The 21,855-nt window shown below is 59.9% G+C and carries 22 protein-coding genes; 16 read left to right on the top strand and 6 right to left on the bottom strand.

Annotation, left to right across the window (positions count from 1 at the left end; all coding sequences use genetic code 11):
* Positions 1-69: 69 nt before the first annotated feature.
* Positions 70-798 (bottom strand): enoyl-CoA hydratase-related protein, encoded by a 729-nt coding sequence (locus ASTEX_RS05620; RefSeq protein WP_013478642.1) that lies wholly within the window; start codon positions 796-798, stop codon positions 70-72.
* Between the two features lie 230 nt (positions 799-1,028).
* Between ASTEX_RS05620 and ASTEX_RS05615 the strand changes: the two genes are divergently transcribed.
* Entirely contained in the window at positions 1,029-2,414 is a 1,386-nt protein-coding gene (locus ASTEX_RS05615; protein WP_013478641.1) for a hypothetical protein, read from the top strand.
* A 176-nt stretch (positions 2,415-2,590) separates the two neighbouring features.
* Here the strand turns inward: ASTEX_RS05615 and ASTEX_RS05610 are convergent, their stop codons facing one another.
* Both ASTEX_RS05610 and ASTEX_RS05605 read right to left on the bottom strand, forming a co-directional pair.
* Positions 2,591-3,916 (bottom strand): dihydroorotase, encoded by a 1,326-nt coding sequence (locus ASTEX_RS05610; RefSeq protein WP_013478640.1) that lies wholly within the window; start codon positions 3,914-3,916, stop codon positions 2,591-2,593.
* A 115-nt stretch (positions 3,917-4,031) separates the two neighbouring features.
* A complete protein-coding gene (locus ASTEX_RS05605; protein WP_013478639.1) occupies positions 4,032-5,003 on the bottom strand; it encodes a glycosyltransferase family 9 protein in 972 nt (323 codons plus the stop codon).
* A gap of 39 nt (positions 5,004-5,042) precedes the next feature.
* On the opposite strand from ASTEX_RS05605, the gene ygfZ reads away from it, so the two are divergent.
* The 6 genes from ygfZ to ASTEX_RS05575 all read left to right on the top strand — a co-directional run bounded on the left by ygfZ (position 5,043) and on the right by ASTEX_RS05575 (position 10,697).
* The gene (gene ygfZ / locus ASTEX_RS05600) at positions 5,043-5,852 is read left to right on the top strand and encodes a CAF17-like 4Fe-4S cluster assembly/insertion protein YgfZ (protein ID WP_013478638.1); all 810 of its coding nucleotides are present in this window, start codon (positions 5,043-5,045) and stop codon (positions 5,850-5,852) included.
* A gap of 71 nt (positions 5,853-5,923) precedes the next feature.
* Entirely contained in the window at positions 5,924-6,493 is a 570-nt protein-coding gene (locus tag ASTEX_RS19235) for a DUF805 domain-containing protein (RefSeq protein ID WP_013478637.1), read from the top strand.
* A gap of 24 nt (positions 6,494-6,517) precedes the next feature.
* Positions 6,518-7,111, top strand: coding sequence for a DUF805 domain-containing protein (locus ASTEX_RS19230; RefSeq protein ID WP_013478636.1), 594 nt, complete (start codon positions 6,518-6,520; stop codon positions 7,109-7,111).
* Positions 7,112-7,164: 53 nt separating this feature from the next.
* Positions 7,165-7,788, top strand: a complete 624-nt coding sequence (locus tag ASTEX_RS05585; protein ID WP_013478635.1) for a ribonuclease HII — start codon at positions 7,165-7,167, stop codon at positions 7,786-7,788.
* A gap of 179 nt (positions 7,789-7,967) precedes the next feature.
* Complete coding sequence (locus ASTEX_RS05580; RefSeq protein WP_013478634.1) at positions 7,968-9,083, top strand: site-specific DNA-methyltransferase; 1,116 nt, start codon at positions 7,968-7,970, stop codon at positions 9,081-9,083.
* A 195-nt stretch (positions 9,084-9,278) separates the two neighbouring features.
* Positions 9,279-10,697: a hypothetical protein gene (locus ASTEX_RS05575; protein WP_013478633.1), complete on the top strand. Its 1,419-nt coding sequence runs from the start codon at positions 9,279-9,281 to the stop codon at positions 10,695-10,697.
* A gap of 69 nt (positions 10,698-10,766) precedes the next feature.
* On the opposite strand, the gene ASTEX_RS20260 is transcribed toward ASTEX_RS05575, so the two are convergent.
* Both ASTEX_RS20260 and mutY read right to left on the bottom strand, forming a co-directional pair.
* Positions 10,767-11,126 (bottom strand): hypothetical protein, encoded by a 360-nt coding sequence (locus tag ASTEX_RS20260; protein ID WP_013478632.1) that lies wholly within the window; start codon positions 11,124-11,126, stop codon positions 10,767-10,769.
* Between the two features lie 9 nt (positions 11,127-11,135).
* Positions 11,136-12,218 (bottom strand): A/G-specific adenine glycosylase, encoded by a 1,083-nt coding sequence (gene mutY / locus ASTEX_RS05565; protein ID WP_013478631.1) that lies wholly within the window; start codon positions 12,216-12,218, stop codon positions 11,136-11,138.
* Between mutY and ASTEX_RS05560 the strand changes: the two genes are divergently transcribed.
* The 3 genes from ASTEX_RS05560 to ASTEX_RS05550 all read left to right on the top strand — a co-directional run bounded on the left by ASTEX_RS05560 (position 12,217) and on the right by ASTEX_RS05550 (position 14,214).
* Entirely contained in the window at positions 12,217-12,777 is a 561-nt protein-coding gene (locus tag ASTEX_RS05560; protein WP_041658546.1) for a DUF721 domain-containing protein, read from the top strand. The genes mutY and ASTEX_RS05560 overlap by 2 nt on opposite strands.
* An 86-nt stretch (positions 12,778-12,863) precedes the next feature.
* Positions 12,864-13,499 (top strand): DsbA family protein, encoded by a 636-nt coding sequence (locus ASTEX_RS05555; RefSeq protein ID WP_013478629.1) that lies wholly within the window; start codon positions 12,864-12,866, stop codon positions 13,497-13,499.
* 19 nt (positions 13,500-13,518) lie between these two features.
* Positions 13,519-14,214: a thioredoxin domain-containing protein gene (locus tag ASTEX_RS05550; protein WP_013478628.1), complete on the top strand. Its 696-nt coding sequence runs from the start codon at positions 13,519-13,521 to the stop codon at positions 14,212-14,214.
* A 6-nt stretch (positions 14,215-14,220) separates the two neighbouring features.
* On the opposite strand, the gene ASTEX_RS05545 is transcribed toward ASTEX_RS05550, so the two are convergent.
* The gene (locus ASTEX_RS05545) at positions 14,221-15,144 is read right to left on the bottom strand and encodes a TraB/GumN family protein (protein ID WP_013478627.1); all 924 of its coding nucleotides are present in this window, start codon (positions 15,142-15,144) and stop codon (positions 14,221-14,223) included.
* A gap of 184 nt (positions 15,145-15,328) precedes the next feature.
* Here ASTEX_RS05545 and smc point away from each other — a divergent pair, with 184 nt between their 5' ends.
* From smc to ASTEX_RS05515, 6 genes are all read left to right on the top strand, one after another.
* Positions 15,329-18,793 (top strand): chromosome segregation protein SMC, encoded by a 3,465-nt coding sequence (gene smc, locus ASTEX_RS05540; RefSeq protein WP_013478626.1) that lies wholly within the window; start codon positions 15,329-15,331, stop codon positions 18,791-18,793.
* Positions 18,794-19,046: 253 nt separating this feature from the next.
* Entirely contained in the window at positions 19,047-19,340 is a 294-nt protein-coding gene (locus ASTEX_RS05535) for an AtpZ/AtpI family protein (RefSeq protein WP_013478625.1), read from the top strand.
* A 52-nt stretch (positions 19,341-19,392) separates the two neighbouring features.
* Entirely contained in the window at positions 19,393-20,154 is a 762-nt protein-coding gene (locus ASTEX_RS05530) for a F0F1 ATP synthase subunit A (protein ID WP_013478624.1), read from the top strand.
* Between the two features lie 50 nt (positions 20,155-20,204).
* Entirely contained in the window at positions 20,205-20,429 is a 225-nt protein-coding gene (locus ASTEX_RS05525; protein WP_013478623.1) for a F0F1 ATP synthase subunit C, read from the top strand.
* A gap of 178 nt (positions 20,430-20,607) precedes the next feature.
* Positions 20,608-21,252 carry a F0F1 ATP synthase subunit B family protein gene (locus ASTEX_RS05520; RefSeq protein WP_013478622.1) on the top strand — a complete coding sequence of 215 codons (645 nt, stop codon included), beginning with the start codon at positions 20,608-20,610 and terminating at the stop codon, positions 21,250-21,252.
* A gap of 10 nt (positions 21,253-21,262) precedes the next feature.
* Complete coding sequence (locus ASTEX_RS05515; RefSeq protein WP_013478621.1) at positions 21,263-21,769, top strand: F0F1 ATP synthase subunit B family protein; 507 nt, start codon at positions 21,263-21,265, stop codon at positions 21,767-21,769.
* The last annotated feature ends 86 nt before the right edge of the window (positions 21,770-21,855 follow it).

Genomic DNA, 21,855 nt, shown 5'->3' with positions numbered 1-21,855 from the left:
AAACGGTCGCACCCTTTAGTCCCAAAGCCTCGTCCCGTCAAATAAACAAGGTTAGGTGTTTGTTACAACTCAGCCTTTTTTGAGAAACGCCGCAAAGGCCGCAGCCGCTTCTGGACTTCTCAGGCGCGCCAGAAAAGTTTCACCCTCGCGCACGATCTGGTCCCAGATCATATCAGGCTGCCGCATCAGGGACTTAGCCTGAATGAGAGCCGCCAGCGGCAGCGCCGCCAGTTTTTCAGCTACGCTCAGAGACTCCGTTTCCAGAGCCTCACGGGCCACCACGCGATTGGCGACACCGGTGTTAAGCGCTTCGGTCGCCGGGATGGGTCGCCCGGAACTAAGCCATTCGAAGGCCCGCGCGTGACCGATTCGCTCAGTCAACAGCAGGCTGGAACCGCCTTCGGGCGTCAGGCCCAACCTAAGGAACGGCAGGCTGAGGCGCGCGTCTTCAGACAGCAACACCTGATCACAATGCAGAAGCATAGTCGTCCCCACTCCGACAGCCTGCCCCTGCACCGCCGCCACAATCGGCATCCGCGCAAAAGTCAGGGCTTTCAAGAAACGAAAGACCGGTAGGGCGTCGACTGAGCCTTCGTGCGACGCCAGTGAAATGAAATCGACAATGTCATTGCCAGCGCAGAAATCACCACCTTCGGCTTCGAGAAGTATAACGCCTGGCGCCGCCTCAATCGCTTCAGAAAGCGTGGTGTACATCGCATGATCGAGGGCGTTTTTCTTGGCGGCCCTATCGAGCCTGATGCGCCTTATCCCCGCCGCGTCTGTCACCTTTACCGACATGCCGTTTCGTTCCCTTACTCTGTAACGATCAAGCCGCTATATGGCACGTCTGACGCTGGGTCAGGCAAGCCTCAAAATCGAAGCGTTTTTTTATGCGGGGGCCGTATGTCAAGCGTTCCCGGCATTGCCTTCAAGCCGCCACATCCTGTAGAGACAATCCTGCAATAAAGAGCCGCTAAAATCCGGCCGTCGTCTCATTCACAGGTTCGCATTCAAGGAAAACGCAACCGATGTCTCTTTCCACCTTCCTCAGAAGCGCGGCTATGGCCGTAGCCGCCCTTGCACTGGGGTGCAGCGCGGCCTCGGCTGCCGAAGCGGTCAAGCTCAACGATAAGCAACGCGCCAAAGGCGTGGCGGACGCCCCGGCCCTAATACAAGCGGCGGGGGTGCCCTGTGAACCGGCCGATGCCTACGCTGTCGGCGAGTCCAGCAGCAAGGGCGCCGATGGCAAGACGGTCAAACTTCAGGTCACTGAAGTTTCCTGTAAGGCCGGAGGAGGCTACCTGCTCACCAAGGATACAACGACGAACAAAGTCGATAAGTTCAACTGTACCCAAGCCTTTTCGCAAAACGCTGCGAACAACAAGCAGGCCAAGTGCGTGTTGCCGGGCAATGAAAAGCACTACACGTGGATGACGCCGCTCGCCCAGCAATATGATCAGGCCTGTGTCGTCAGCAATGCCCGCTGGATGGGGGCTGTCACGGATCATGGGTTTGACCGGTATGAAGTGGCCTGTGACGGCCGTGCCGGCTTTGTGATGGACGTGCCTTTCACGGCCGAAAGCGCCAAGCTGAGCTTTTCGAACTGCCTTATGACAAAGGGCAACTCGGCTTGTCAGTACACCACTGAGGCGCAGGCCATTCAGTCCCTTCAAGCGCCCGTCAAACAAGCGCAACCGTCGTGCACCGTGGAAAAAGCCCGCTGGATCGGTCGCGTCACCAGCGAAGGTCAGGACTTCTATGAAATCGGCTGCGCCGGCAAGCCCGGCTTCGTTCTGCAGACGACGACGACGATGACATACATTGCCAGTGTCGGCTGTGACCGCGCCGGTACGCTTGGCCCCTGCCAGTACACTGACGCCGCCAGTCTGACCGCCGAGGCGCGCACCGCCTATGGTGAAAAGCTGAAGGCGGCAGGTATCACCTGCACCGTCGCCGAATACAACCTGGTCGGCACGGAAACCGCCACCAAGCGCGATCTGATCGAGTTCAAATGCCCAGAGCAGAAGTTCGGCCTGGCTGCCTTTATCCCGAACACCGGCTCGACGGCCAAGTTCGAGGCCATGGACTGCTTCACCATGATCTCGCGCCGCAAGGAATGTGGTTTCGTGCCGCGCGCGACGCTGGACCAGCATCTGGACGTCCTGATCAAGGCGGCCAAGAAGGATTGCGATGTTCAGCAGGTTACCTATCTAGGCCGTGGCGACGATGACGCCGCTCTGGTCGAAATCGCCTGCACCAACAAGCGCGGCTATGTGGGCGTTGTTGTGAAGGCCCGTACCGGGTTTGATGAAGTCGTCTCGTGTAACATCGCAAAGAGCCGCAAATACCCGATCCAGTGTGAAATCCCCGGCAACGGCACCTACGTGCCTCCGGCGGGTGGTTCCAACGACTGATTTTGGTATACCGCCTAACGAAAAGCCCCGCCGATTACTCGGCGGGGCTTTTTTGCATCTTGTGGACGTCCATGCGAAAAATTGTCAGCCTCTCGCCGAATAATCGCCGGTTAACGCCTAAGGTGCAAACGCACCTACGAGGGCAGACTGTGTATTCGTCGGCCAAGGATGGCGATTTACAGTATCTCCATGAAACGGCAGGCCTCGCCTTGCGAGGGTAGGACGATCTCGTCATCGCGCATGACCACCTTGCCGCGGATAATGGTAGCCTTGGGCCAGCCATGGGCTTCGAAGCCGTCAAACGGCGTCCAGCCGCAGCGCGATCGCATCTGATCGTGGGTGATGATCCGCTTTTGGTTCAGATCGACCAGCGTCACGTCGGCATCATAACCTTCGGCCATCCGCCCCTTGCCTGCCACGCCAAAGACGCGCTGCGCCCCGGCCGAGGTCAGGTCCACCAGGCGCTCCAGCGACAGCTTGCCATTTGCAACGTGGGTCAACATGACGGGCAGCAGGGTCTGCACGCCGGGCATTCCCGACGGCGAGGCCGGATAAGGCTTTTGCTTCTCTTCGACCGTGTGCGGCGCGTGGTCAGAGCCCAATACATCAGCGACGCCGTCGCTGATGCCGCGCCACAGGCCATCGACGTGATACTGGTCGCGGATCGGCGGGTTCATCTGGGCATAGCCCTTCAAGCGCTGATAGGCTTCGGGTCCCACCAGGGTCAGGTGCTGCGGCGTGATCTCGACCGTGGCTATGTCCTTATTGTGCGACAGGAATTCAATCTCTTCGGCGGTGGTGACGTGCAGGACGTGAATACGCTTGCCCGCCTCGCGCGCCAGACGCACAAGACGATGGGTGGACTGAATGGCCGACTGGGCGTCGCGCACGAAGTCATGGCTGGTCCAGTCGCCTTCGCGCGCCAGAGCGCGGCGCTCGGCCAGACGGTATTCATCCTCGGAATGGAAGGTGGCGCGCCGGTTGACGCTGGCCAGCACCTTCGCCACCCCCTCGTCATCGGCGATCAGCAGGCTGCCGGTCGAAGCTCCCATGAACACCTTAACGCCGCAGCAGCCCTTCATACGCTCAAGCTCGCCCAAATAGGCGGCGTTTTCGTGCGTGCCACCGACATAAAAAGCGTGGTCGCAGTGCATACGGTGATGCGCGCGCTTCAGCTTGTCCTCAAAGGTCACCGGATCGGTGGTGTTGGGATTGGTGTTCGGCATTTCAAACACGGCTACGACCCCACCCATGACCGCGGCCTGCGAACCGGTTTCTAGGTCCTCCTTCCACTCCAGCCCCGGCTCGCGGAAGTGCACCTGCGTGTCGATGACACCCGGCATGGCCAGAAGCCCTGTCGCGTCGAACACTTCGCCTGCCGAGGCCTGCGAGAGATTGCCAAAGGCCACAAACTTGCCGGCGGTGATGCCGATATCGCCCTGACCGCGCCCGGCGTGGTTGATGATGTCAGCGTTGCGGATGATAAGATCATAGGTCGGCATGGGGCGTCTCCGTTTCTCTTCTCCCTTGCGGGCGAAGGTGGCCTGAAAGGCCGGATGAGGGGGAAACAACGGCTCCACCTTACCCCAGCCCTCTCCCTCAGTGGAGACGGGGAGCCTAGCGAGACGCCGTCAATGTGGTCTGAACGGCCTCATACACCCGGTTTACGCTGAGGTCGAGCATATGACACAGTGCCTGATCGAGATTCGGGTCCTGAGCTCGAATTTCTTCGAAATGCCGCGGCGTGCGCAGAATATGCACATTATTGCCCAGCGGGGCCTCAACCCGATCATCTGAGGGTCCATAGAGCCCGAAACTCAGAACATTGGCGGCCGCCGCCAGATGCAGCCAGATATCATCATTTCCGATAAACACATCGGCCTGACGCAGGCAGGCATAGGCGGTCAGCGGATCGAGCTTACCCGTTAGTTCAATCACGCGGGCTTTGGGCGCGGCCATGCGCAACGCTGTTGCGGCTTCGCGGTCGCTCTCGTGCCCCAGTATCAACAAACGCGCGCCTCTCAGCGGGCCATCTTCGTTCATCAGGCGCGTCGCCAACACCGAAAAGCGCTCCGCCGGCCATTGCGCGCCCTGCCAGCGCGCGCCGGGAGCGATAGCCAGCAAAGGCCCCTCCTCACCGGGTGTGTCATCGAGAAAGAACTCTGCCCCCACAGCCCGCGCTTCGGCCACGTGCAGCCACGGCAGTTCGGGCTTTTCGAGCTTCAGCAGACGCGACACTTTAATCACCGGGTGTACCTCTGGGTGGTGATCCTGCGCTACGGCACGGGTCTTAGCCGTGAGAAACCGCGACCAAAGAGTCGGTCTCGTATCCAGCAACAGGCCCCATTCACGCTGCCGCAGCTGCCACCAAAGCTTCAGCCCCGCCATTGAGACAACCTCCCCGTCAAAAGGAATAATCACCTCGATATGGCTGAAATCGGCAAATAGGGCGGCGCTGTCGCTGCGCGTGATCAGAGTCACGGCAGCGTTCGGTACTTCTTGCAGCAGGCGCGCCAGAACCCCACCTAGAGCCAGGGCCCTTTTCGGTTCCTCAAGCGCGACGATCAGGATCGGAAACGAACGGCTCATGCTACATACCCTATCCCGAATCTATAGCTCACAGCAAACATGACCAACCTTATTGCCCTGCCGCACCGTGCCCTGATCGCCCTGAGTGGTCCCGACTGGGGAAAGTTCCTCAATGGCCAGACGTCTATTGACCTGGAAAACATCTTCGACGCCGTCGCTGCCGGAGAGAACAGGCACTTATATTATGGCGCGTTCCTGACCCCACAAGGTAAGCTGAGCGCCGATGTGTTCATCTGTCCACGGGATTCGGATACTGTCTGGATAGATGTCGATGCCGGGGTACGCGACGAACTGTTCACCCGGCTGAATATGTTCAAGTTGCGGGCAAAGGTCACCCTGTCAAAACCCGAGGCGAAGGTCTATGCCTCTTTCTCTGAGGGATTGCCCGACCCCCGCGCACCGGGGCTTTATCGCGCCTACGGGACGTTTGAAGCAATGGGAGGCTTCACGACCTACACAGAGTTTCGTCTGACGCAGGGAGTGGCCGAACCGGGGCTCGACTTCCCCAAAGACTATCTCTACCCGATCGACATCAATATGGACCTGATAGCGGCCATAGACTTTAAGAAAGGCTGCTTTGTGGGTCAGGAAACTACGTCACGTATGAAGCGGCGCGGCACCATCAAGAACCGCCTTATCCCCTTGAGCCATAACGGTACCTTTGCCTTCGGCAGCGAAGTCCTGTTGGGCGAGCGTCGCGCCGGGGAGATTTTGGCCTCAGCTAACGGCAAGTCGCTAGCCCTGATGCGGCTGGACCGGTTGGACGGTGATCTGACATGTGCAGGTGACGCGGTCACCCTCGCCGTCCCCGACTGGCTGGCCCCGCACCTCAAATCGGCTGAAACCTGACACGGGTTTCATTTGCCAGTCCGTCCGGCTGCGGTTATCGTCAGGTATCACTCACGGCCAAAGGGACACCCATGTTCAGTTTCGATCTGATGTTTCAACCGCTGAAGCGCTATTTCGACTTTCAGGGCCGCGCTCGTCGCTCGGAATACTGGCTGTTTTACCTGTTTCAGGTGGTGGTCAGCCTCTTCTTGAACATCGTACAGATGACGGGCGGGTTGGTCGCAGGCCTTGCAGCGGGTCTGGCCCTGATTTTTGGGCTCGGCGTGCTCATCCCATCTATAGCCGTGGGTGTGCGTCGATTCCATGATACCAACCGCACAGGCCTGTGGATTCTGTTCTATCCGGCGGTCATGATCGTGTCGCTGATCCTCACCCTTGTGTTCGCCAGTGAGGCCGTGGCCCAGATGGGGCAGAACTTCCAGAACCTTGATCCTTCGAGCCTAGAATCGGGCGATGCGCAGGCCAGTATGGCGGTTTACAGCTCCATGGCGCCCATCGCGCTTTATGTGCTTCTACCCACCTGGCTGGCCAGCCTGGTGACGCTGTGGTTCCATGTGCAGGATGGTACGCCCAACGCCAACCGCTTTGGCCCGGACCCCAAGGGGCGGGGGGTTACCGAAAGTGTTGCGTCAACCTTCTAAGTCACACGCACGGGGGAAAAATCCATGGCTGTACCAATAGCATTTCGACCGCTCACCAAGTATGCCGATTTTAATGGGCGCGCGCGACGTCAGGAGTTCTGGTTATTCTGGCTTGTGCAATTCCTTTTCTTTTCGGTGCTCAACAGTATCGTCATGGCGCTGATGTTTCAGTCCTTCAGCACCATCAGCGCGCAGACCGATCCGTCGAATTTCATGTTCAACCCCACTTTCATGGTGCTAGGGCAAGTCGGCAATGTAATCTCCCTCGCCCTGCTTGTGCCCAATCTGGCCGTCGGTGTGCGCCGTCTGCATGATACCAACCGCACGGGATGGTGGTTGATCCTGCCCATCGCAGCCTTTGTGGTCGGGCTCGTTCTGTTTCTGGTAACCCAAGGCGGACACCTCGCCAGCCTGTTTACCGACAAGTACGAGAACAATCCGCAGGCGGTTTTCAGCTTGATAGGCAGCGGCTTTCTTATGGTATGGCTGCCAACCTTCGTTGGTTCCGTTGTGTTGTTCGTCTTTAACGTCCTTGACGGCACGCCCGGTGCCAATCGCTTCGGCCCTGATCCCAAGGGGCGCGGCGTTACGGCCGATGTGGCCCAGACCTTCGCCTGAGCGGTTCTCAGCGACTCTCGTCACAGATAGCGGAATCGGGTATTGAGCCATCCATGCCCGATTTTACCTTTGAGTCTCAGTTTGACGGTCTGGTCTGTGGGGTCGATGAGGCCGGACGCGGCCCCTGCGCCGGGCCCTTGTGCGTGGCCGCCGTCATCCTTGATCCGGCGCGCATTCCGCCCGGCATAGCCGACTCCAAAAAGCTCAGCGAAAAGCAACGATTTGCGCTGGAGCCTGACATTAAGGCCGCGGCTTTGGCTTGGTCGGTGATCGAGATTTCCGCTGCCGATATCGACTGCCACAATATCCTTAGGGCGACAATGATGGGTATGACCCACGCCGTCGAAGCCCTCAGCCCCCAACCTATCCACGCGCTGATCGACGGCAATCGCTGCCCGCCGCTAGCCATACCCGCCACAGCGGTGGTCAAGGGCGACGACAAATCTCTGTCCATCGCGGCCGCTTCTATCCTCGCCAAGACGGCGCGCGACCGCATCATGATCGAGATGGACGCCCTCTATCCCATCTATGGCTTCAAATCGCACAAGGGCTATCAGGCCGAAGCCCACATCGCCGCGATACGCCTGCACGGCCCCTCCCCTATCCATCGGATGAGTTGGGCCACGGTTCGCTCGGTCCTGTCCCCTGTCGCTGAAACGGCCGCTGTAGACGCCTAAGGGAACAAAACGAATCCAAAACTGAGCCCCAAAAGACTCACCCCCAGAAAATTGAATCAAATTGGACTCGTCCGATTCGCCGTGAGTCAAGTTGTAACTTTTTATTAACCCCACCGGATTCTAACCTGTCTCTTCTTACCGGTCCACAGAAGCGGGCCGCCATGATCCGGGGTTAAGCCATGACACGCCACATGCCGCAAAAAGCCATCGTGCAGCGCACCGCGCTGGAGCTGGACACCATCCATGTCGGTGAGTGCGTGGACATACTGAAATCCCTGCCGGATAAATCGGTCGATCTGGTCTTCGCTGACCCTCCCTATAACCTGCAACTGGGGGGGGACCTGCACCGCCCGGACAATTCCAAGGTCGATGCGGTGGACGACGAATGGGATCAGTTCGCCAGCTTCGAAGCCTATGACCGCTTCACCCGCGAATGGATGCGCGAATGTCAGCGCGTGCTTAAGGACGACGGCGCCATCTGGGTCATCGGCTCCTATCACAACGTCTTCCGGCTGGGCGTCGCGCTTCAGGACCTGGGTTTTTGGGTGATGAACGACGTCATCTGGCGTAAGGCCAACCCCATGCCCAATTTTAAGGGCACACGCTTCACCAATGCTCACGAAACCCTGATCTGGGCCACAAAGGCGAAGGGTCAAAAGCGCTACACATTCAACTACGACGCCCTCAAGGCCTTTAACGAAGACACGCAGATGCGCTCGGACTGGGCCATTCCGCTGTGCACGGGTGAAGAACGCCTGAAAGACGAAGACGGCAACAAGGTTCACCCGACTCAGAAGCCCGAAAGCTTGCTTTATCGCGTCCTTCTGGCCTGCTCAAAACCCGGCCACGTGGTGCTTGATCCCTTCTTCGGCACCGGCACTACCGGTGCGGCCGCCAAGCGTCTGGGCCGACACTTCATCGGCATCGAGCGCGATGAAACCTATGCCAAGCACGCCCGTGAGCGCATTGCCCGCGTGCAACGCGCCAATGAGTCCGATCTGGCCACCATGGGCTCCAAAAAAGCCGAACCGCGCGTTCCCTTCGGCGCGCTGGTCGAGGCCGGTCTGTTGCAACCCGGCGACACCCTTTATTGCCCAAAGGGTCAGCGCACCGCCCGCGTCCGCGCCGACGGCTCGCTGGTGCACGGCGAACTGACCGGCTCGATCCACAAGGTCGGTGCCATGCTGGAACAGGCCCCCTCCTGCAATGGCTGGACCTTCTGGCGCTTCAAGACCGATGCCGGGTTCAAGCCTATCGACGATCTGCGCGCCCGCATCCGTCAGCAGGGTCATTGATCCTTCACCCGGACCGTACCGCGTAAGGTGGGATCGTCCATTTTCAATCACAGGAAAACCCGGTCGAAAGGCCGGGTTTTTGCTTTGATGATCAAATTTGCACTATTGATCATTTTTGCTTGATTTTGAGCCTATCCGCGCGTTTAATCATCTGACAAATAAACGGCACAAAGCCGTAACCACGGGAACGTCAGGATGATTACGCACACCCTTCGCCGCTGGGCGGTGGCCTTAGCTGTCTGTGCTGGCTTGGGGCTGATCGCCTCATCTGCCAATGCGCAGCAAAGCCGCAAGGAGATGCTGGCGGCCGAAGCCGCTGCCGAAAACGTCAAAACGGTTAGCAAGCTGGTGAAGACCTTCGGCATGCCGTGCGACTTAACCGAGGCCTCAGTGCCAGTCGCCGCAGAAGCGACCGTCGATGGTAAAAAGGTCGCTATCGATAGTTTCGAAGTGGCATGCAAGGACCAACGCGGCTACCTCCTCTACATGGCCAAAAACGCGCCGTTTGGCGATCCAATGGGCTGCCTTGAAGCCGCCGCCATCGCCAAGGCCTCACCCGGCAGTCCGGTGTGCAGGCTGCGGGGCAATCGTGCGACCCACTACTGGCTGACCGATACAGCCAAGTCGAAGATTCCGACCTGTCAGATTGCGGGTGCGCGCTTTATCCGCGCCGACCCCAAGGCCAATACCGAAACCTATGAAATTGGCTGTAAAAACACCGCTGGCGGCATCTTTACAGTGCCGACCTGGAAGGCGACAGATCAGTCCGTGGGCTTTCTCAACTGTCTGAAAACCGCTGACACCACGCTGAAGTGCGAGCTGACCACGTCAGAGCTGTTGCCGCAAACCGTTGGGGCGCTGGTCCGCAAGAATGCGCCAGACTGCGCGCTTAACAATGCCCGCTTTGTCGGCGCAACCAAGGACGCCGAATATTACGAAGTCGGCTGCGAAGGCAAGCCGGGATTTGTGCTGGTCACCGACCTTGACACCCAGTTCAAGGGCAAGGTCGGCTGCGACAAGGCGGCCAGTATCGGCGGCTGCAAGTTCACCGACGCCGCCGCTCTGGCCGCCGCGGGTCAGGCCAAACAAGACGAGGCCAAGGCCAAATTTAAGGATGCCTATGCGCAGGCCCTGAGCGCAGCCGGCATTGCATGCACAATCGAAGACTTCCGCCGCATCGGCCGTGACACCGTCACCAATCGCGACCTGGCTGAATTCAAATGCATGGAAGCGAAAACCGGCCTGATCGCCCTGATCCCCGATGCGGGCAAGGAGGGCAAACTCGAAACCTTCGACTGCTTCGGTGCCGCTGTGCAAAAGACCGACTGCGCCTATATGAGCCGTGATCAGCTCAAAGCGCACCTGCAAACCCTGAGCCTCAATCACAAATCGATCAAGGCCGACTGTGTGATCAGCGACGCCCGCTACGCCTTTGAAAACAATGGGCAGGTGGTGCTGGAAATCGCCTGCACCAACAAACGCGGCTATATTGCGGTGCTCAACAAGGCCCGCACGGCCCTCAATCCTGCCGTGCCCTGCCATATCGCCGCCACCAACCCCGGCGTGCCTGAAAAGTGCACGCTCCCCGGCAATGGCAGCAATACCGCGGGATAACCGCTCCGGTTTCAGTAAGCGTACCTCGTGAACCCTCCCCTCGCCCCGCCCTCACAGGCGGGGCATTTTTTATTGCAGCGTATACTGCCAGCGGAATCGGGCTTTTTTACCCACAACGCTTTCACCGGTTTTGGATCGGGTACCATAACGCCAAGTCTGCATATATTCGCGCACGTTTCTCACATAAGCCTTGTCCGGATACCCCTCGTCAAAAGCGATGCAGTTTTGCAGATAACCGGACGAGCCAATAACACACACGACTTCGAATGATTTACCCGTCGCCTCAATATCACTGTGCATTTGCTGCTCTTTGAACAAATCGGGTATCGAAGGCCTGTCTAAAAGAACCAAATTTTCTGCCCGAACAAAACCAGGCTCACCAGCAGCCGTGTAAACTACTATTGCCACTAGCAAGGCGCCGGTTTTCATTTCCCCTGCCTAAAGTTTTAAAGCCTTAGCGAACACGGTTGGTAAGGTTTTGACATCCGCCCAACTCAAACCCTGGTAAGCATTGTGCTCACGCAGGAACGCTGTCATTTCGTCTGCACTCAACTCGATCCGCCAGACCTGTTGGTTCAACGCGAAGTGCGTAAAAACGTGCGCGTAGGTGCCGAGATTTTCCCACGCGTCACGGCAATGCCGGATTGATGGAAAGACGATTTCCGCCTCCCCCCAAACCTCAGCGCGCCATTCCAGATGCGGCAGGCCAAGCATCCCGCCAAGCAAGCCCTTGTCTGGGCGACGTTCGACCACAAACCCGTCTTCTGACGTGATCAGAAACGCCACGCCGTGCCGTGCCGGTTTCGGGGCCTTGGCCGCTTTCCGCGGATAGGCCTCCGGCTGCCCTTCGGCAAAGGCGGCGCAATCCTCACGCAACGGACAGATCAGGCAGGATGCCGATTTAGGGCGACAGACACTGGCCGACAGGTCCATCAGCGCCTGCGGCCAGTCCCGCGCGCGGTCTTCGCGTACCCAGCGGGCCGCCAGTTCGCGCAACAGAGGTCGGGCCTGCGGCACAGGTGTTTTGACGGCATAGAGGCGACTCATCACCCGCTCGATATTGCCATCGACCACATTGGCGGCTTTTCCGAACGCAAAGGCCATTACCGCCGCTGCTGTGTAGGGGCCGAACCCCGGCAGTTTCAGCAAGGCCGCCTCATCCGCCGGAAAGACGCCGCCATGTTCGTTGACCACCGCTCGCGCGCATTTGAGTAGGTTACGCGCCCGCGAATAATAGCCCAGCCCCGCCCATTCAGCCATCACCCGCTCATCGGGCGCGGCGGCCAGATCGGCCACGCTTGGCCACAGGGCAGTGAATTTTTCAAAATAGGGCGTGGCGTGCGGCACGGTGGTCTGCTGCAGCATCACCTCCGACATCCACACGCGGTAGGGATCGGCCTTAAGCGCGGCCCCCGGCCCTTCGCGCCAGGGCAAAACGCGCGCATTGCGGTCGTACCAGCCCAGCAATCTCTGACGGGCAGACGAGACATTTTCATCTGTACGCTCTATACTCACTACCATGAAACGTGACCTGCCGTCCTATGAAGAAGCCGTGCGTATCCTGCGGACCACGCGGACGCGCCGCGCGCCGAAGCCAACGCCGCCCGTCAATCGACAGATAGCGCCGATGATGAAGGCACTCAATGAACGATTTGAAGCCTATGACACCGGGGCGGGCCAACTCAAAAGCCGCTGGCCGGAGATTGTCGGCGATACGGTGGCGCGCATTACAGAACCCGTGAAGGTCATACGCGCCCGGCCCGGCGCCAGGGCCGGAGGCACGCTTGATCTGCGCGTAGAAGGGTCGTTTGCCTCGGTCATCCAGCATCAGAGCCGCGTCATTCTCGATCGCGTCAATCTGTTCCTCGGCGCCGGTACGGTCGAGCGTCTTCGCCTCATTCAGGGGCCGGTGCAGAAGATCGCGCGTCCCGTGCCGCCGCCCGCACCCAAACCCCTGAGCGCCGCCGAGGAACTGGCCTTGCAGGAGAGCGTGAAGGCCGTAGCCGACGAAAAGCTGAGGCGCGAACTGCTGCGGCTGGGCCGTTCGGTGCTGCTCAAGGACCGTGCTCAAAGGAAGTAACTTGCCAAAGGCCACGCTCTCGCCGTAGGAAGTCGGGATAAGGCATAAAGACGCCTGACCCAGATTCTCATACAAGGGCCCGATCCATGCACCTGACCCGTCACACCCTCGTCCGCGGCGCGCTTATGGCTGCCGCTGCCTTCGGTACACTCGCCCTCGCCGCCTGTGGTGGCAGCAAAACGGATGCCGGGGCCGACGACATGGTTCTGGGCAAGGCCGACGCCCCAATCACCCTTGTCGAATACGCCTCGGTGACCTGCACCCACTGCGCCGCCTTCAATGAAAAGGTCTTCCCGACCGTGAAGGCCAAATATATCGACACCGGCAAGGTGAAGTACATCTACCGCGAATTCCTCACCCCCCCGGCGGACGTCTCCGCGGCGGGCGTCTTGGTGGCGCGCTGCGCCGGCAAGGACAAGTATTTCGAAGTGATCGACGCCATCATGCGTTCACAAAAGGAACTGTTCACCACGGGCGACGCCAAGGGCATCCTCAAGCGTGTGGCCAATTCGGCCGGCCTGTCCGATGAAGCCTTCGCCAAGTGCGTCAACGACCCGAAGGGTCTGGAACGCATCCAGACCAATATGGAAAAATATGCCAAGGCCGACAATATCACGGGCACGCCGACCCTGATCATCAATGGTCAGAAGTTCGAAGGTGATTATACCAGCGTCGAAGCCTTCACGGCCGCGCTCGACAAAGCCCCAGCCGCCAAGAAGTAATTTTCAGAGAATAGCCACCATGACCGCCACCGTTCGTCGCCTTTATGATCGTGCCCGCCGCGCGCCCTTCTGGCAGCAGGCTGTGGCGGTTTTCCTGCTGGCCGTATTGGCCACGGCCCTGTTCAGCGTCGCTGCCGATGCGCAGAGCGCGGGCAAAGCCAAGGTCGCCCCTCTGAAAGAGATGACCAAGGGCGCAACCAATGCCCGTGTGACCGTGGTCGAATACGGTTCGGTCACCTGCACGCACTGCGCCCACTGGTACACGACCAACTGGCCGAAATTTGAGCGCGACTACATCAAGACGGGCAAGGTGAAATACGTCTATCGTGAAGTCGCCACCAACCCGGCCCAAATGGCCTTTGGGGTCTACATGCTGGGCCATTGTGCGGCGGGTAAATCCAACTGGCTGGGACAGAAGGGCGGCACTAAGGCCTATTTCACTGTCATCGACGGCTTCTTCGCCGCTCAGTCGAAAATCTATGAGACGGGCGAAGCCGAACCGGTCTTCCGCTCTTTGGCAGCTAAGGCGGGCCTGAACCAGAGCGAGGCCGACAACTGCCTGAAAAACGAAGACCTGTTCAAGGCCATATCCGCCCGTATGGAAGCCAATATGAACAGAGACGGCGTCGAAGGCACCCCGACCTTCTTCGTCAATGGCAAGCGCGTCGAAAGCGACTACGGCGCCATCGAAGCCGCCATCAAGGCTGTAAAATAATCGCACTCAGAGCGGTTCGCGCACATTATAGCCGCGGGCTCGTAAGCCACTCACTAGCCGGTCGTCATTGATTAACATGCCCATAGGCAGGATCAGCACGCTACGCTTCGAACCACTCATCGCCTTTTCGATCACCGCGATCGTATCGCCACTGACCCGTGCCGACAGGTCGGCGCCCAGCCCCTTAAGACAGTCGCCTTTTGTACCGTTGCGCAAGATGGGCTTGAGCCGCGCTACATCGCCATTGGCCCACGCCCTAGTGACAATGGATATATTGGGGATGTCGTAATCGAGGGAATCGAGCCTCATGGTAAGACAGCGACGGCTTTCATCGGCATCAACGGCCGCAATCTGGTTCAGCAATGGCTTGGCTTCATAGCTGGCCACCGCGCGCACCTTCACCTTCTTCTTTTTGGCGGCTTTACTCAAACGATCCACTACCGCCGAAGACGAATAGCCGTATTTCTGGTTGATCTTCATGGATAGACGCATCCCCGCCCACAACGGCTTGTCCTTCTCGATATCGTTCGTTTTGATGCCATAGCGCCGGGCCGTCGTCTGAAACCGTGCATATTCACCTTCGGGCAGAACGTCTTTCAGCGTCGTGCGGCCCGGCAAATCCTTATCCTTCATCAGACGAAAAATGAGCGACACGCCTCCACTCGCCATCGGCGGCGTGTAAAGGGTTTCGGCCCCGGTCAGGATGTTCTCGATACGTGTGCTATCCCAGCCCGCCTTGCTCTCAATCTGTGCAGAGCCAATGATCCACACCACCTTGTCGTCACGCACCACCTTCCACAAGGCGGGTCCGGGCAACCGTTTAACCACCGTAACGTCGGTCGTGCTCCAGTTAGTGTCGACCTGTGCCCACGCTGTGATCGGAGCCAGGGCCACAAAAGCCAGCATCAAAAGGGTTTTGTTCTTCATCATCCTCCCGATCCCACATGTCCACTGGTGGTAGGTTGGCGCGACGGCGAAAAAAGGGCAAGGCAGAGAGGGATCGCACCCTTGCGGGACATGAAGCCCTCGCTTTAAATAGAAGCCTTTAGGCAAAAGCGTTAAAGCTCGCTAACCTTTTCGTCTCATCTGATTCGCTCTTTCCTTTGGGCCCAGCTTGCAATTTCAACGGCTGAAACTTTCCGGCTTCAAGTCTTTCGTCGATGCGTCTGAATTTCGCATCGAACCCGGACTGACGGGTATTGTCGGCCCTAATGGCTGCGGTAAGTCGAACCTGCTCGAGGCCCTGCGCTGGGTGATGGGTGCGACCTCGGCCAAGGCCATGCGCGGTGCCGGCATGGAAGATGTGATCTTTGCCGGTTCAGACAAACGCCCGGCGCGCAACTGGGCCGAAGTCACCCTCACCATTGACAATTCAGCCCGCCTTGCCCCTCAGCCCTTCACTGATCACCCCGTGCTCGATATCGCCCGGCGCATTGATCGCGGTCAGGGTTCGACCTACAAGGTCAATGGCAAGGAGGTGCGCGCGCGCGATGTGCAGCTTCTGTTTGCCGATGCCTCGACCGGGGCCAACTCTCCCGCACTTGTGCGTCAGGGGCAGATTTCCGAGTTGATCGCCGCCAAACCACAAAACCGTCGCCGCGTCCTCGAAGAAGCCGGCGGCGTCTCGGGCCTGCACACCCGCCGTCACGAGGCCGAGCTGCGGCTGCGCGCCGCCGAGGCCAATCTGGCGCGGCTGGACGATATTTCGCGCGAACTGGATAGCGCCCTGTCACGTCTGAAACGCGAGGCGCGTCAGGCCGACAAGTACAAGAAGATTTCCGCTGAAATTCGCGCCCTGCAAAAGGCTATCCTGCATGCCAGATGGCAGGAGGCGCTGGTTGTGTTTCAGTCCACGACGGGCGAAATGCAGACGCTGTCGCAGGCGGTCGAAGAGACGACGCGTGAGGCGACCGCCGCTCAGGTTCAGGCCTTAAAGGCCGCCGAGTCCATACCGCCGCTGCGCGAAGAAGAGGCCATTGCAGCGACCGTCAATCACCGCCTGAGCATTGAGAAAGAACGCCTCGACCTCGAAGCACAGCAGGCACAGGCCGAAATCGAGCGGTTGAGAGGTGATCTGCGTCGTCAGCAGGCCGACCATGCACGCGAACTGGAACTGGCGCGCGACGGTCAGGGCCAGATTGAACGCCTGACCGATATGCTGGCGCGCGTGCGTGAAGAGATCAAAGAGGCCCCGTCGCGCGAACCCGAACTGAAGGCCGCGGTGCTGATGGCCGAGGGCGAGCGCGTCGAAGCCGATCAGCGCATCGAGGAACTGGCCGCCGAACTGGCTGCCCTCACCGAACGGCAACGGCTGGAGGCAACGCGCTTGAAGGAGGCGCAGATTCGTTTTGAACGCCTGCTGGCCCAGACCAATCAGGCCGAGCGCGAAAAACAGGCTTTAGGCGTGTTTGATCAGCCGGCGCTTGATATCGCCCGACAGGCCGCCGATACCGCGCAACAGGCGCTGGATGCGGCGCGTGCCGAAGTCGAAGCGCAGGAAGGCGAGCGGATAGCCATCATCAATAATGAGGCGCAGGCGCGCAAGACTGCCCGCGACCTCGAAGACCGACTGGGGCGACTGACTGCAGAATCGCGCGGTCTGGCGCAAATCCTGAACGCCAATAGCGCCAAGGGCAAAAGCCCGGTTCTTGACGCCGTGCGCGCTGAAAAAGGCTATGAACTCGCGCTGGCGGCGGCCCTGGGCGATGATCTCAATCTCAGCTTGTCAAAGCGCGGGGCGCTCGATGCCCTAGCCTTCTGGGCTGAGGATTTTGACTCGCAGGCCGTGCTGAGCGAACTGACCTCCCTAGGAGTAACGCCGCTGACTCAATATGTCAGTGCCCCATCTGCCCTGTCTTTGCGCCTTGCGACCATCGGCGTGGTCGATCAGGCAGAGGGCGACCTGCGTCAAACACAACTGCCCGTCGGGGCGCGGCTGGTGTCCAAAGAAGGTGATCTGTGGCGTTGGGACGGGCTGATTGTGCGCGCCAAAGCCCCCAAGCCCGCCGCCGTGCGTTTGGCCCAACGCACCCGCTTCGATGAGCTTGAGACCGAAATCGACGTGCTCAAGCCGGAGCTCGAGGCCGCACAGGCGGCACTGAAAACCGCCACCGACGCGCAAAGCCGCTTCGAAGACCGACTGCGTCAGGCGCGCGCCCGTTTGCCGGAACTGGAACGCGATCTGCGTTACAAAACAGCGCAGGCCGATGAACTGAGCCGTAGCCAGACTCAGTACGAAACGCGCATGGAGGCGCTGGACGGCAGCATCAAACGTCTGCGCGGCGATCTGGGTGAGGCCAAGACCACCTATGAGGCGCTGGCCGATGCGCAATCGACGCCGGAAACGCTGGACGCCCTGAACGACGCGCTGGTCGAAGCCCGCAACCTCGCCAATAGCCGGCGTCAGGCCGTTCTGGCTGCGCGTTCGGCGCTGGACGAAGACGCTCGCAACCGGCAGCAACGCGAATCGCGCGAACGCAATCTGAGCCGCGACCTCACCGACTGGACACGTCGCCACAGCGAATCAGGCGGCCGCGTAGAAAAGCTGACGCGCGAGCAGGAGACAACTCTGGCGGCGCTGGCCACCGCCGAGGCCGCACCTGCGACGTTTGAAACCCGCCGCTTGAGTCTGCTTGATTCGCTAAAAGCCGCCGAAAAGCGCCTGTCCGAGGCGCGCGATGCGCTCGCCTTGGCCGAAACCGCCAAACGCGAGGCCGATGCCGAGGAAAAGGCACGCGAACAGGCGGCGGCGCACGCGCGCGAACGCCGTGCCGGGGCCCTTGCCCGACTGGAGGCTGCGACCGCACGCAAGGTCGAGATCGAGGCGCATATTTTCGATCAGACACAGGACACACCAGATGCCCTGGGCCAGCGCCTCAAAGAAGAGGCTATCGCTACGCCAGCGGACGCGGCCGGGGCCGAAGCCCTACTCTCAGGCCTGGAGAAGGAGCGCGATCTTCTGGGCGCGGTCAATTTGCGCGCCGAAGAAGAGGCGACAGAGTATCAGGAGCGGCTGGAAGGCATCAGCCGCGAACGGCTCGACCTGACCACGGCCATTGGCAAGCTGCGTGACGGGATCGACGAACTGAACGCCGAAGGCCGCGAACGCCTGCTAGCGGCGTTTGACGTGATCAATGAACACTTCAAGACGCTGTTTGTCGCCCTTTTTGGGGGCGGTTCGGCGGAGTTGCGGCTGGTCGAATCGGATGATCCGCTTGAGGCCGGGCTGGAAATCTATGCCTGCCCGCCGGGCAAACGCCTTTCGACCATGAGCCTGATGTCAGGCGGTGAACAGGCCCTGACCGCAACGGCGTTGATTTTTGGCGTGTTTCTGGCCAATCCAGCCCCGGTCTGCGTGCTGGACGAAGTCGATGCGCCGCTCGATGACGCCAATGTCGATCGCTATTGCCGACTGCTCGATGAAATGCGCACCCGCACCCAAACGCGCTTCATCGCCATCACCCACAATCCGGTGACTATGGCGCGCATGGACCGCCTGTTTGGCGTGACCATGGCCGAACGCGGCGTATCGCAGTTGGTCAGCGTTGATTTGAAGGCCGCCGAAGCGCTGGTCGCCTGAGCAAACCGACCATAGTCCTAAGCGCCACAGAAACGCGGGCTGCAAACCATTGTTACAAGGGTTTGCAGCGATAAGGCCCCGCACAGGAAACGAATTTTCGCAAATAGTGATGCCCTGTGGCGTTTGCACGGGGCAATTAGATCAACTTTATGTCATCGGCTTGCTTGACCTTTGCGGTCTGTCCGATTAGGTTCCGCGCCGTCCGAAGGGGGATATTTGTCTGTGTGCGAATGTCCTTCCGAAAGGTCCGAATATGAATAATGACCCCGATCATGAGACTTCGTCGAAGCTGGACGACCTCGAACGGCGGCTTAATGCCATTGAGCAGAAGAACCGCCGTAAAGAGACCGACCACGCTGAAAGCGAAGCGGGCGCCGGAAAGGGCTATCAGGCTCTGGGCGAACTTCTCGGTGGCATTTTCATCGGACTGGGGGCTGGCTGGCTGAGTGACGAATACCTGCATACGCGCCCTTTCGGCATTATTGTCGGCGCGATTGTCGGTCTGGTTGCCGGGGTCTATGCCGTCGCCCGCAGCGGACGCCGTTGAGATTTTCAGGGCCCTTTGGTCCATCGCTATTTGAATTGATGAGGTAGGGCTTATGGCCGATCCGTTGCACCAGTTTCAGATCCAGAAGGTCGTCGAACTGCCGACCATCGACGTCGCTGGTGTCCCCGTTGACCTGTCGATCACCAATTCCGTTCTGGCCATGCTGATCGGCGTGGGCTGCGTGGTGCTGTTCTTCGCTCTGACCACGGCGCGCGCCTCGATCATTCCGGGCCGTTTTCAGGTGATGGCTGAGGGCCTGTTTGGCCTGATCGACGACCTGTCGGAATCCATCATCGGCCACGAAGGCCGCGCCTTCTTCCCGTTCGTGTTCACGCTCTTTCTGTTTATCCTGAGCTGTAACCTTGTGGGGATGACCACCTATTTCACCGCGACGTCGCAGCTGGCGGTCACCGCCATGCTGGCCATCCTGACCATCGGTACGGTCATCGTCGTCGGTTTCATCAAGAACGGTTTCGGTTTCTTCAAGCTCTTCATGCCTTCGGGCGTACCGCTGCTGATCCTGCCGATCCTTATCCCTATCGAAATCATCTCCTTCCTGATGCGCCCCATCACCCTGACGCTGCGTCTGTTCGGCAACATGGTCGGCGGTCACATCGTGATGAAGGTGTTCGCGGGCTTCATCGTGGCTCTGGCCTCGGCGGGTGCGCTCGGCTATCTCGGCGGCTTCGTGTCGCTGACGGCGGTCGTGGCCCTGACGGCGCTGGAATTCCTGGTGGCCTATCTGCAAGCCTTCGTCTTCGCGGTGCTGGCCTGCGTGTACCTCAATGACGTGGTGAACCTGCATCACCACTAAGTCATCACCTTACCTTACGTTTTCCTCTTCTTCCTACGGAGTTAAAGTCTATGGACGCTTCTGCTTACAAGTTCCTCGGCGCGGGTCTGGCCATGCTGGGTATGATCGGTGCCGGTATCGGTCTTGGCCTGCTGTTCGGCAACTTCTTCCAGGGCGCGCTGCGCAACCCGTCGGCGGCCAAGTCGCAACAGACCAACCTCTTCATCGGTATGGCCCTGACCGAAGCCCTCGGCATTCTGGCGTTCGTTATCGCCATCATGATCCTGAACGGCTAATCCTGCTTTCGCGGGCCGGATCGCCGCAGGCGTTCGCCCGACGAAGACCGGACTTTCGACGGATCAGGCTGGCGTCACAGTCTGATCCGTTCGTCTTTACGCGCATCGGCAAACGCTGCGCGCCCGTCAAAACAGACCCATAGTCCGTGCCTACGGCCCGGATCAAAAGGATCAAATCATGAGCGTAACCGCAAGCCCCGCGGCCAGCGAGACGAGTGCCGAGGCACCCGTGACCACGGTGGCCACGCTTGAGCCCATCGCCGAGGCCACCGCTTCTGCCGAAGCGGCTCACGGCGACGCCCACACCACCTCTACCGGCCACGGCGAAGACCACGCTTCCGGCGGCCTGCCGCAGTTCCAGACGGAACACTGGGCGGGTCAGATGGTGTGGCTGGTCGTTATCTTCACCGTCCTGTTCATCCTGATCGCCAAGGTGTTCGCCCCTCGCCTGCGCAATGTCATCGACTCGCGCGGCGCGACGATCGCCGAAGATCTGGCCAATGCCCGCGCCATCCGCGACGAAGCCGAGGCTCAGGCCAAGGACGCGGCGGCCGAGACCGCAGCGGCCCATGCCGCAGCGCGCAAGCTGGCCGCTGATGCCAAGTCAAAGGCGACGGCCGAAATGGCGGCCGCTCAGGCCAAGGAAGACGCTCGTCTGAACGGCATTCTGGCCGAAGCCGAAGCCTCGATCCGCGCCAAGCGCGACGGAGCTCTGGCCCACGTCACCGAGATCGCCACGGACACCGCGTCAGCGCTGGTCGAAAAGCTGACGGGCAAGGCCCCGACCAAGACGGCCCTGACCGCCGCCCTGAAGAAGAGCTGAGGAGCACCCGATGGAACACGCTGAACCGTCCTTCTGGGCCAATCCGGAGACCTGGGTCCGTATAGGTCTGGGTTGCTTCTTCCTGCTGCTGATCGTGATGAAGGTGCCGCAAAAGCTGTGGGCCTCTCTGGCCGACACCGGCAATGCCGTGCGCGCCGAACTGGATGAGGCCGTGCGTATCCGTCAGGAAGCGCAGGCCCTGCTCAACCAGATCAAGGCTGAGCGTCTTGAGGCCGAGCAAAAGGCCAAGGAACTGATCGCCTTTGCCGAGGAAGAGGCCCAGCGCCTCACCGCCGAGGCTAGGACGAAGCTTGATGAGTCTATCAAGCGCCGTCAGGCCCAGGCTGAAGCCAAGATTGCTCAGGCCGAAGCTAAGGCCGCGTCTGAGGTCAAGGCCGCGGCAGCCGATCTGGCGACACAGATCGCGGAAAACATCCTCATCAGCCGTGTTGACGGCCTGAAGAGCGATCCGTTGATCGATCAGGCCATCACACAGGTGGCGACGCGCCTGTCGTAAGACACCGTTATCGCGCAAATCCAGAGGTCCTGCCGGTTTCGGCAGGGCCTTCTCTTTTTCATCTCGCGACGGATGCACACATATTT

The organism is Asticcacaulis excentricus CB 48 (assembly GCF_000175215.2).
GTDB lineage: Bacteria > Pseudomonadota > Alphaproteobacteria > Caulobacterales > Caulobacteraceae > Asticcacaulis > Asticcacaulis excentricus.
This window is presented reverse-complemented; position numbering and strand designations above follow the sequence as displayed.

Excerpts from the sequence above, each read along its gene's own strand:
- ASTEX_RS05620 (WP_013478642.1), bottom strand. The coding sequence starts at position 798 with ATGTCGGTAAAGGTGACAGACGCGGCGGGGATAAGGCGCATCAGGCTC.
- ASTEX_RS05615 (WP_013478641.1), top strand. The coding sequence starts at position 1,029 with ATGTCTCTTTCCACCTTCCTCAGAAGCGCGGCTATGGCCGTAGCCGCC.
- ASTEX_RS05610 (WP_013478640.1), bottom strand. The coding sequence starts at position 3,916 with ATGCCGACCTATGATCTTATCATCCGCAACGCTGACATCATCAACCAC.
- ASTEX_RS05605 (WP_013478639.1), bottom strand. The coding sequence starts at position 5,003 with ATGAGCCGTTCGTTTCCGATCCTGATCGTCGCGCTTGAGGAACCGAAA.
- ygfZ (WP_013478638.1), top strand. The coding sequence starts at position 5,043 with ATGACCAACCTTATTGCCCTGCCGCACCGTGCCCTGATCGCCCTGAGT.
- ASTEX_RS19235 (WP_013478637.1), top strand. The coding sequence starts at position 5,924 with ATGTTCAGTTTCGATCTGATGTTTCAACCGCTGAAGCGCTATTTCGAC.
- ASTEX_RS19230 (WP_013478636.1), top strand. The coding sequence starts at position 6,518 with ATGGCTGTACCAATAGCATTTCGACCGCTCACCAAGTATGCCGATTTT.
- ASTEX_RS05585 (WP_013478635.1), top strand. The coding sequence starts at position 7,165 with ATGCCCGATTTTACCTTTGAGTCTCAGTTTGACGGTCTGGTCTGTGGG.
- ASTEX_RS05580 (WP_013478634.1), top strand. The coding sequence starts at position 7,968 with ATGACACGCCACATGCCGCAAAAAGCCATCGTGCAGCGCACCGCGCTG.
- ASTEX_RS05575 (WP_013478633.1), top strand. The coding sequence starts at position 9,279 with ATGATTACGCACACCCTTCGCCGCTGGGCGGTGGCCTTAGCTGTCTGT.
- ASTEX_RS20260 (WP_013478632.1), bottom strand. The coding sequence starts at position 11,126 with ATGAAAACCGGCGCCTTGCTAGTGGCAATAGTAGTTTACACGGCTGCT.
- ASTEX_RS05560 (WP_041658546.1), top strand. The coding sequence starts at position 12,217 with ATGAAACGTGACCTGCCGTCCTATGAAGAAGCCGTGCGTATCCTGCGG.
- mutY (WP_013478631.1), bottom strand. The coding sequence starts at position 12,218 with ATGGTAGTGAGTATAGAGCGTACAGATGAAAATGTCTCGTCTGCCCGT.
- ASTEX_RS05555 (WP_013478629.1), top strand. The coding sequence starts at position 12,864 with ATGCACCTGACCCGTCACACCCTCGTCCGCGGCGCGCTTATGGCTGCC.
- ASTEX_RS05550 (WP_013478628.1), top strand. The coding sequence starts at position 13,519 with ATGACCGCCACCGTTCGTCGCCTTTATGATCGTGCCCGCCGCGCGCCC.
- ASTEX_RS05545 (WP_013478627.1), bottom strand. The coding sequence starts at position 15,144 with ATGATGAAGAACAAAACCCTTTTGATGCTGGCTTTTGTGGCCCTGGCT.
- ASTEX_RS05535 (WP_013478625.1), top strand. The coding sequence starts at position 19,047 with ATGAATAATGACCCCGATCATGAGACTTCGTCGAAGCTGGACGACCTC.
- ASTEX_RS05530 (WP_013478624.1), top strand. The coding sequence starts at position 19,393 with ATGGCCGATCCGTTGCACCAGTTTCAGATCCAGAAGGTCGTCGAACTG.
- ASTEX_RS05525 (WP_013478623.1), top strand. The coding sequence starts at position 20,205 with ATGGACGCTTCTGCTTACAAGTTCCTCGGCGCGGGTCTGGCCATGCTG.
- ASTEX_RS05520 (WP_013478622.1), top strand. The coding sequence starts at position 20,608 with ATGAGCGTAACCGCAAGCCCCGCGGCCAGCGAGACGAGTGCCGAGGCA.
- ASTEX_RS05515 (WP_013478621.1), top strand. The coding sequence starts at position 21,263 with ATGGAACACGCTGAACCGTCCTTCTGGGCCAATCCGGAGACCTGGGTC.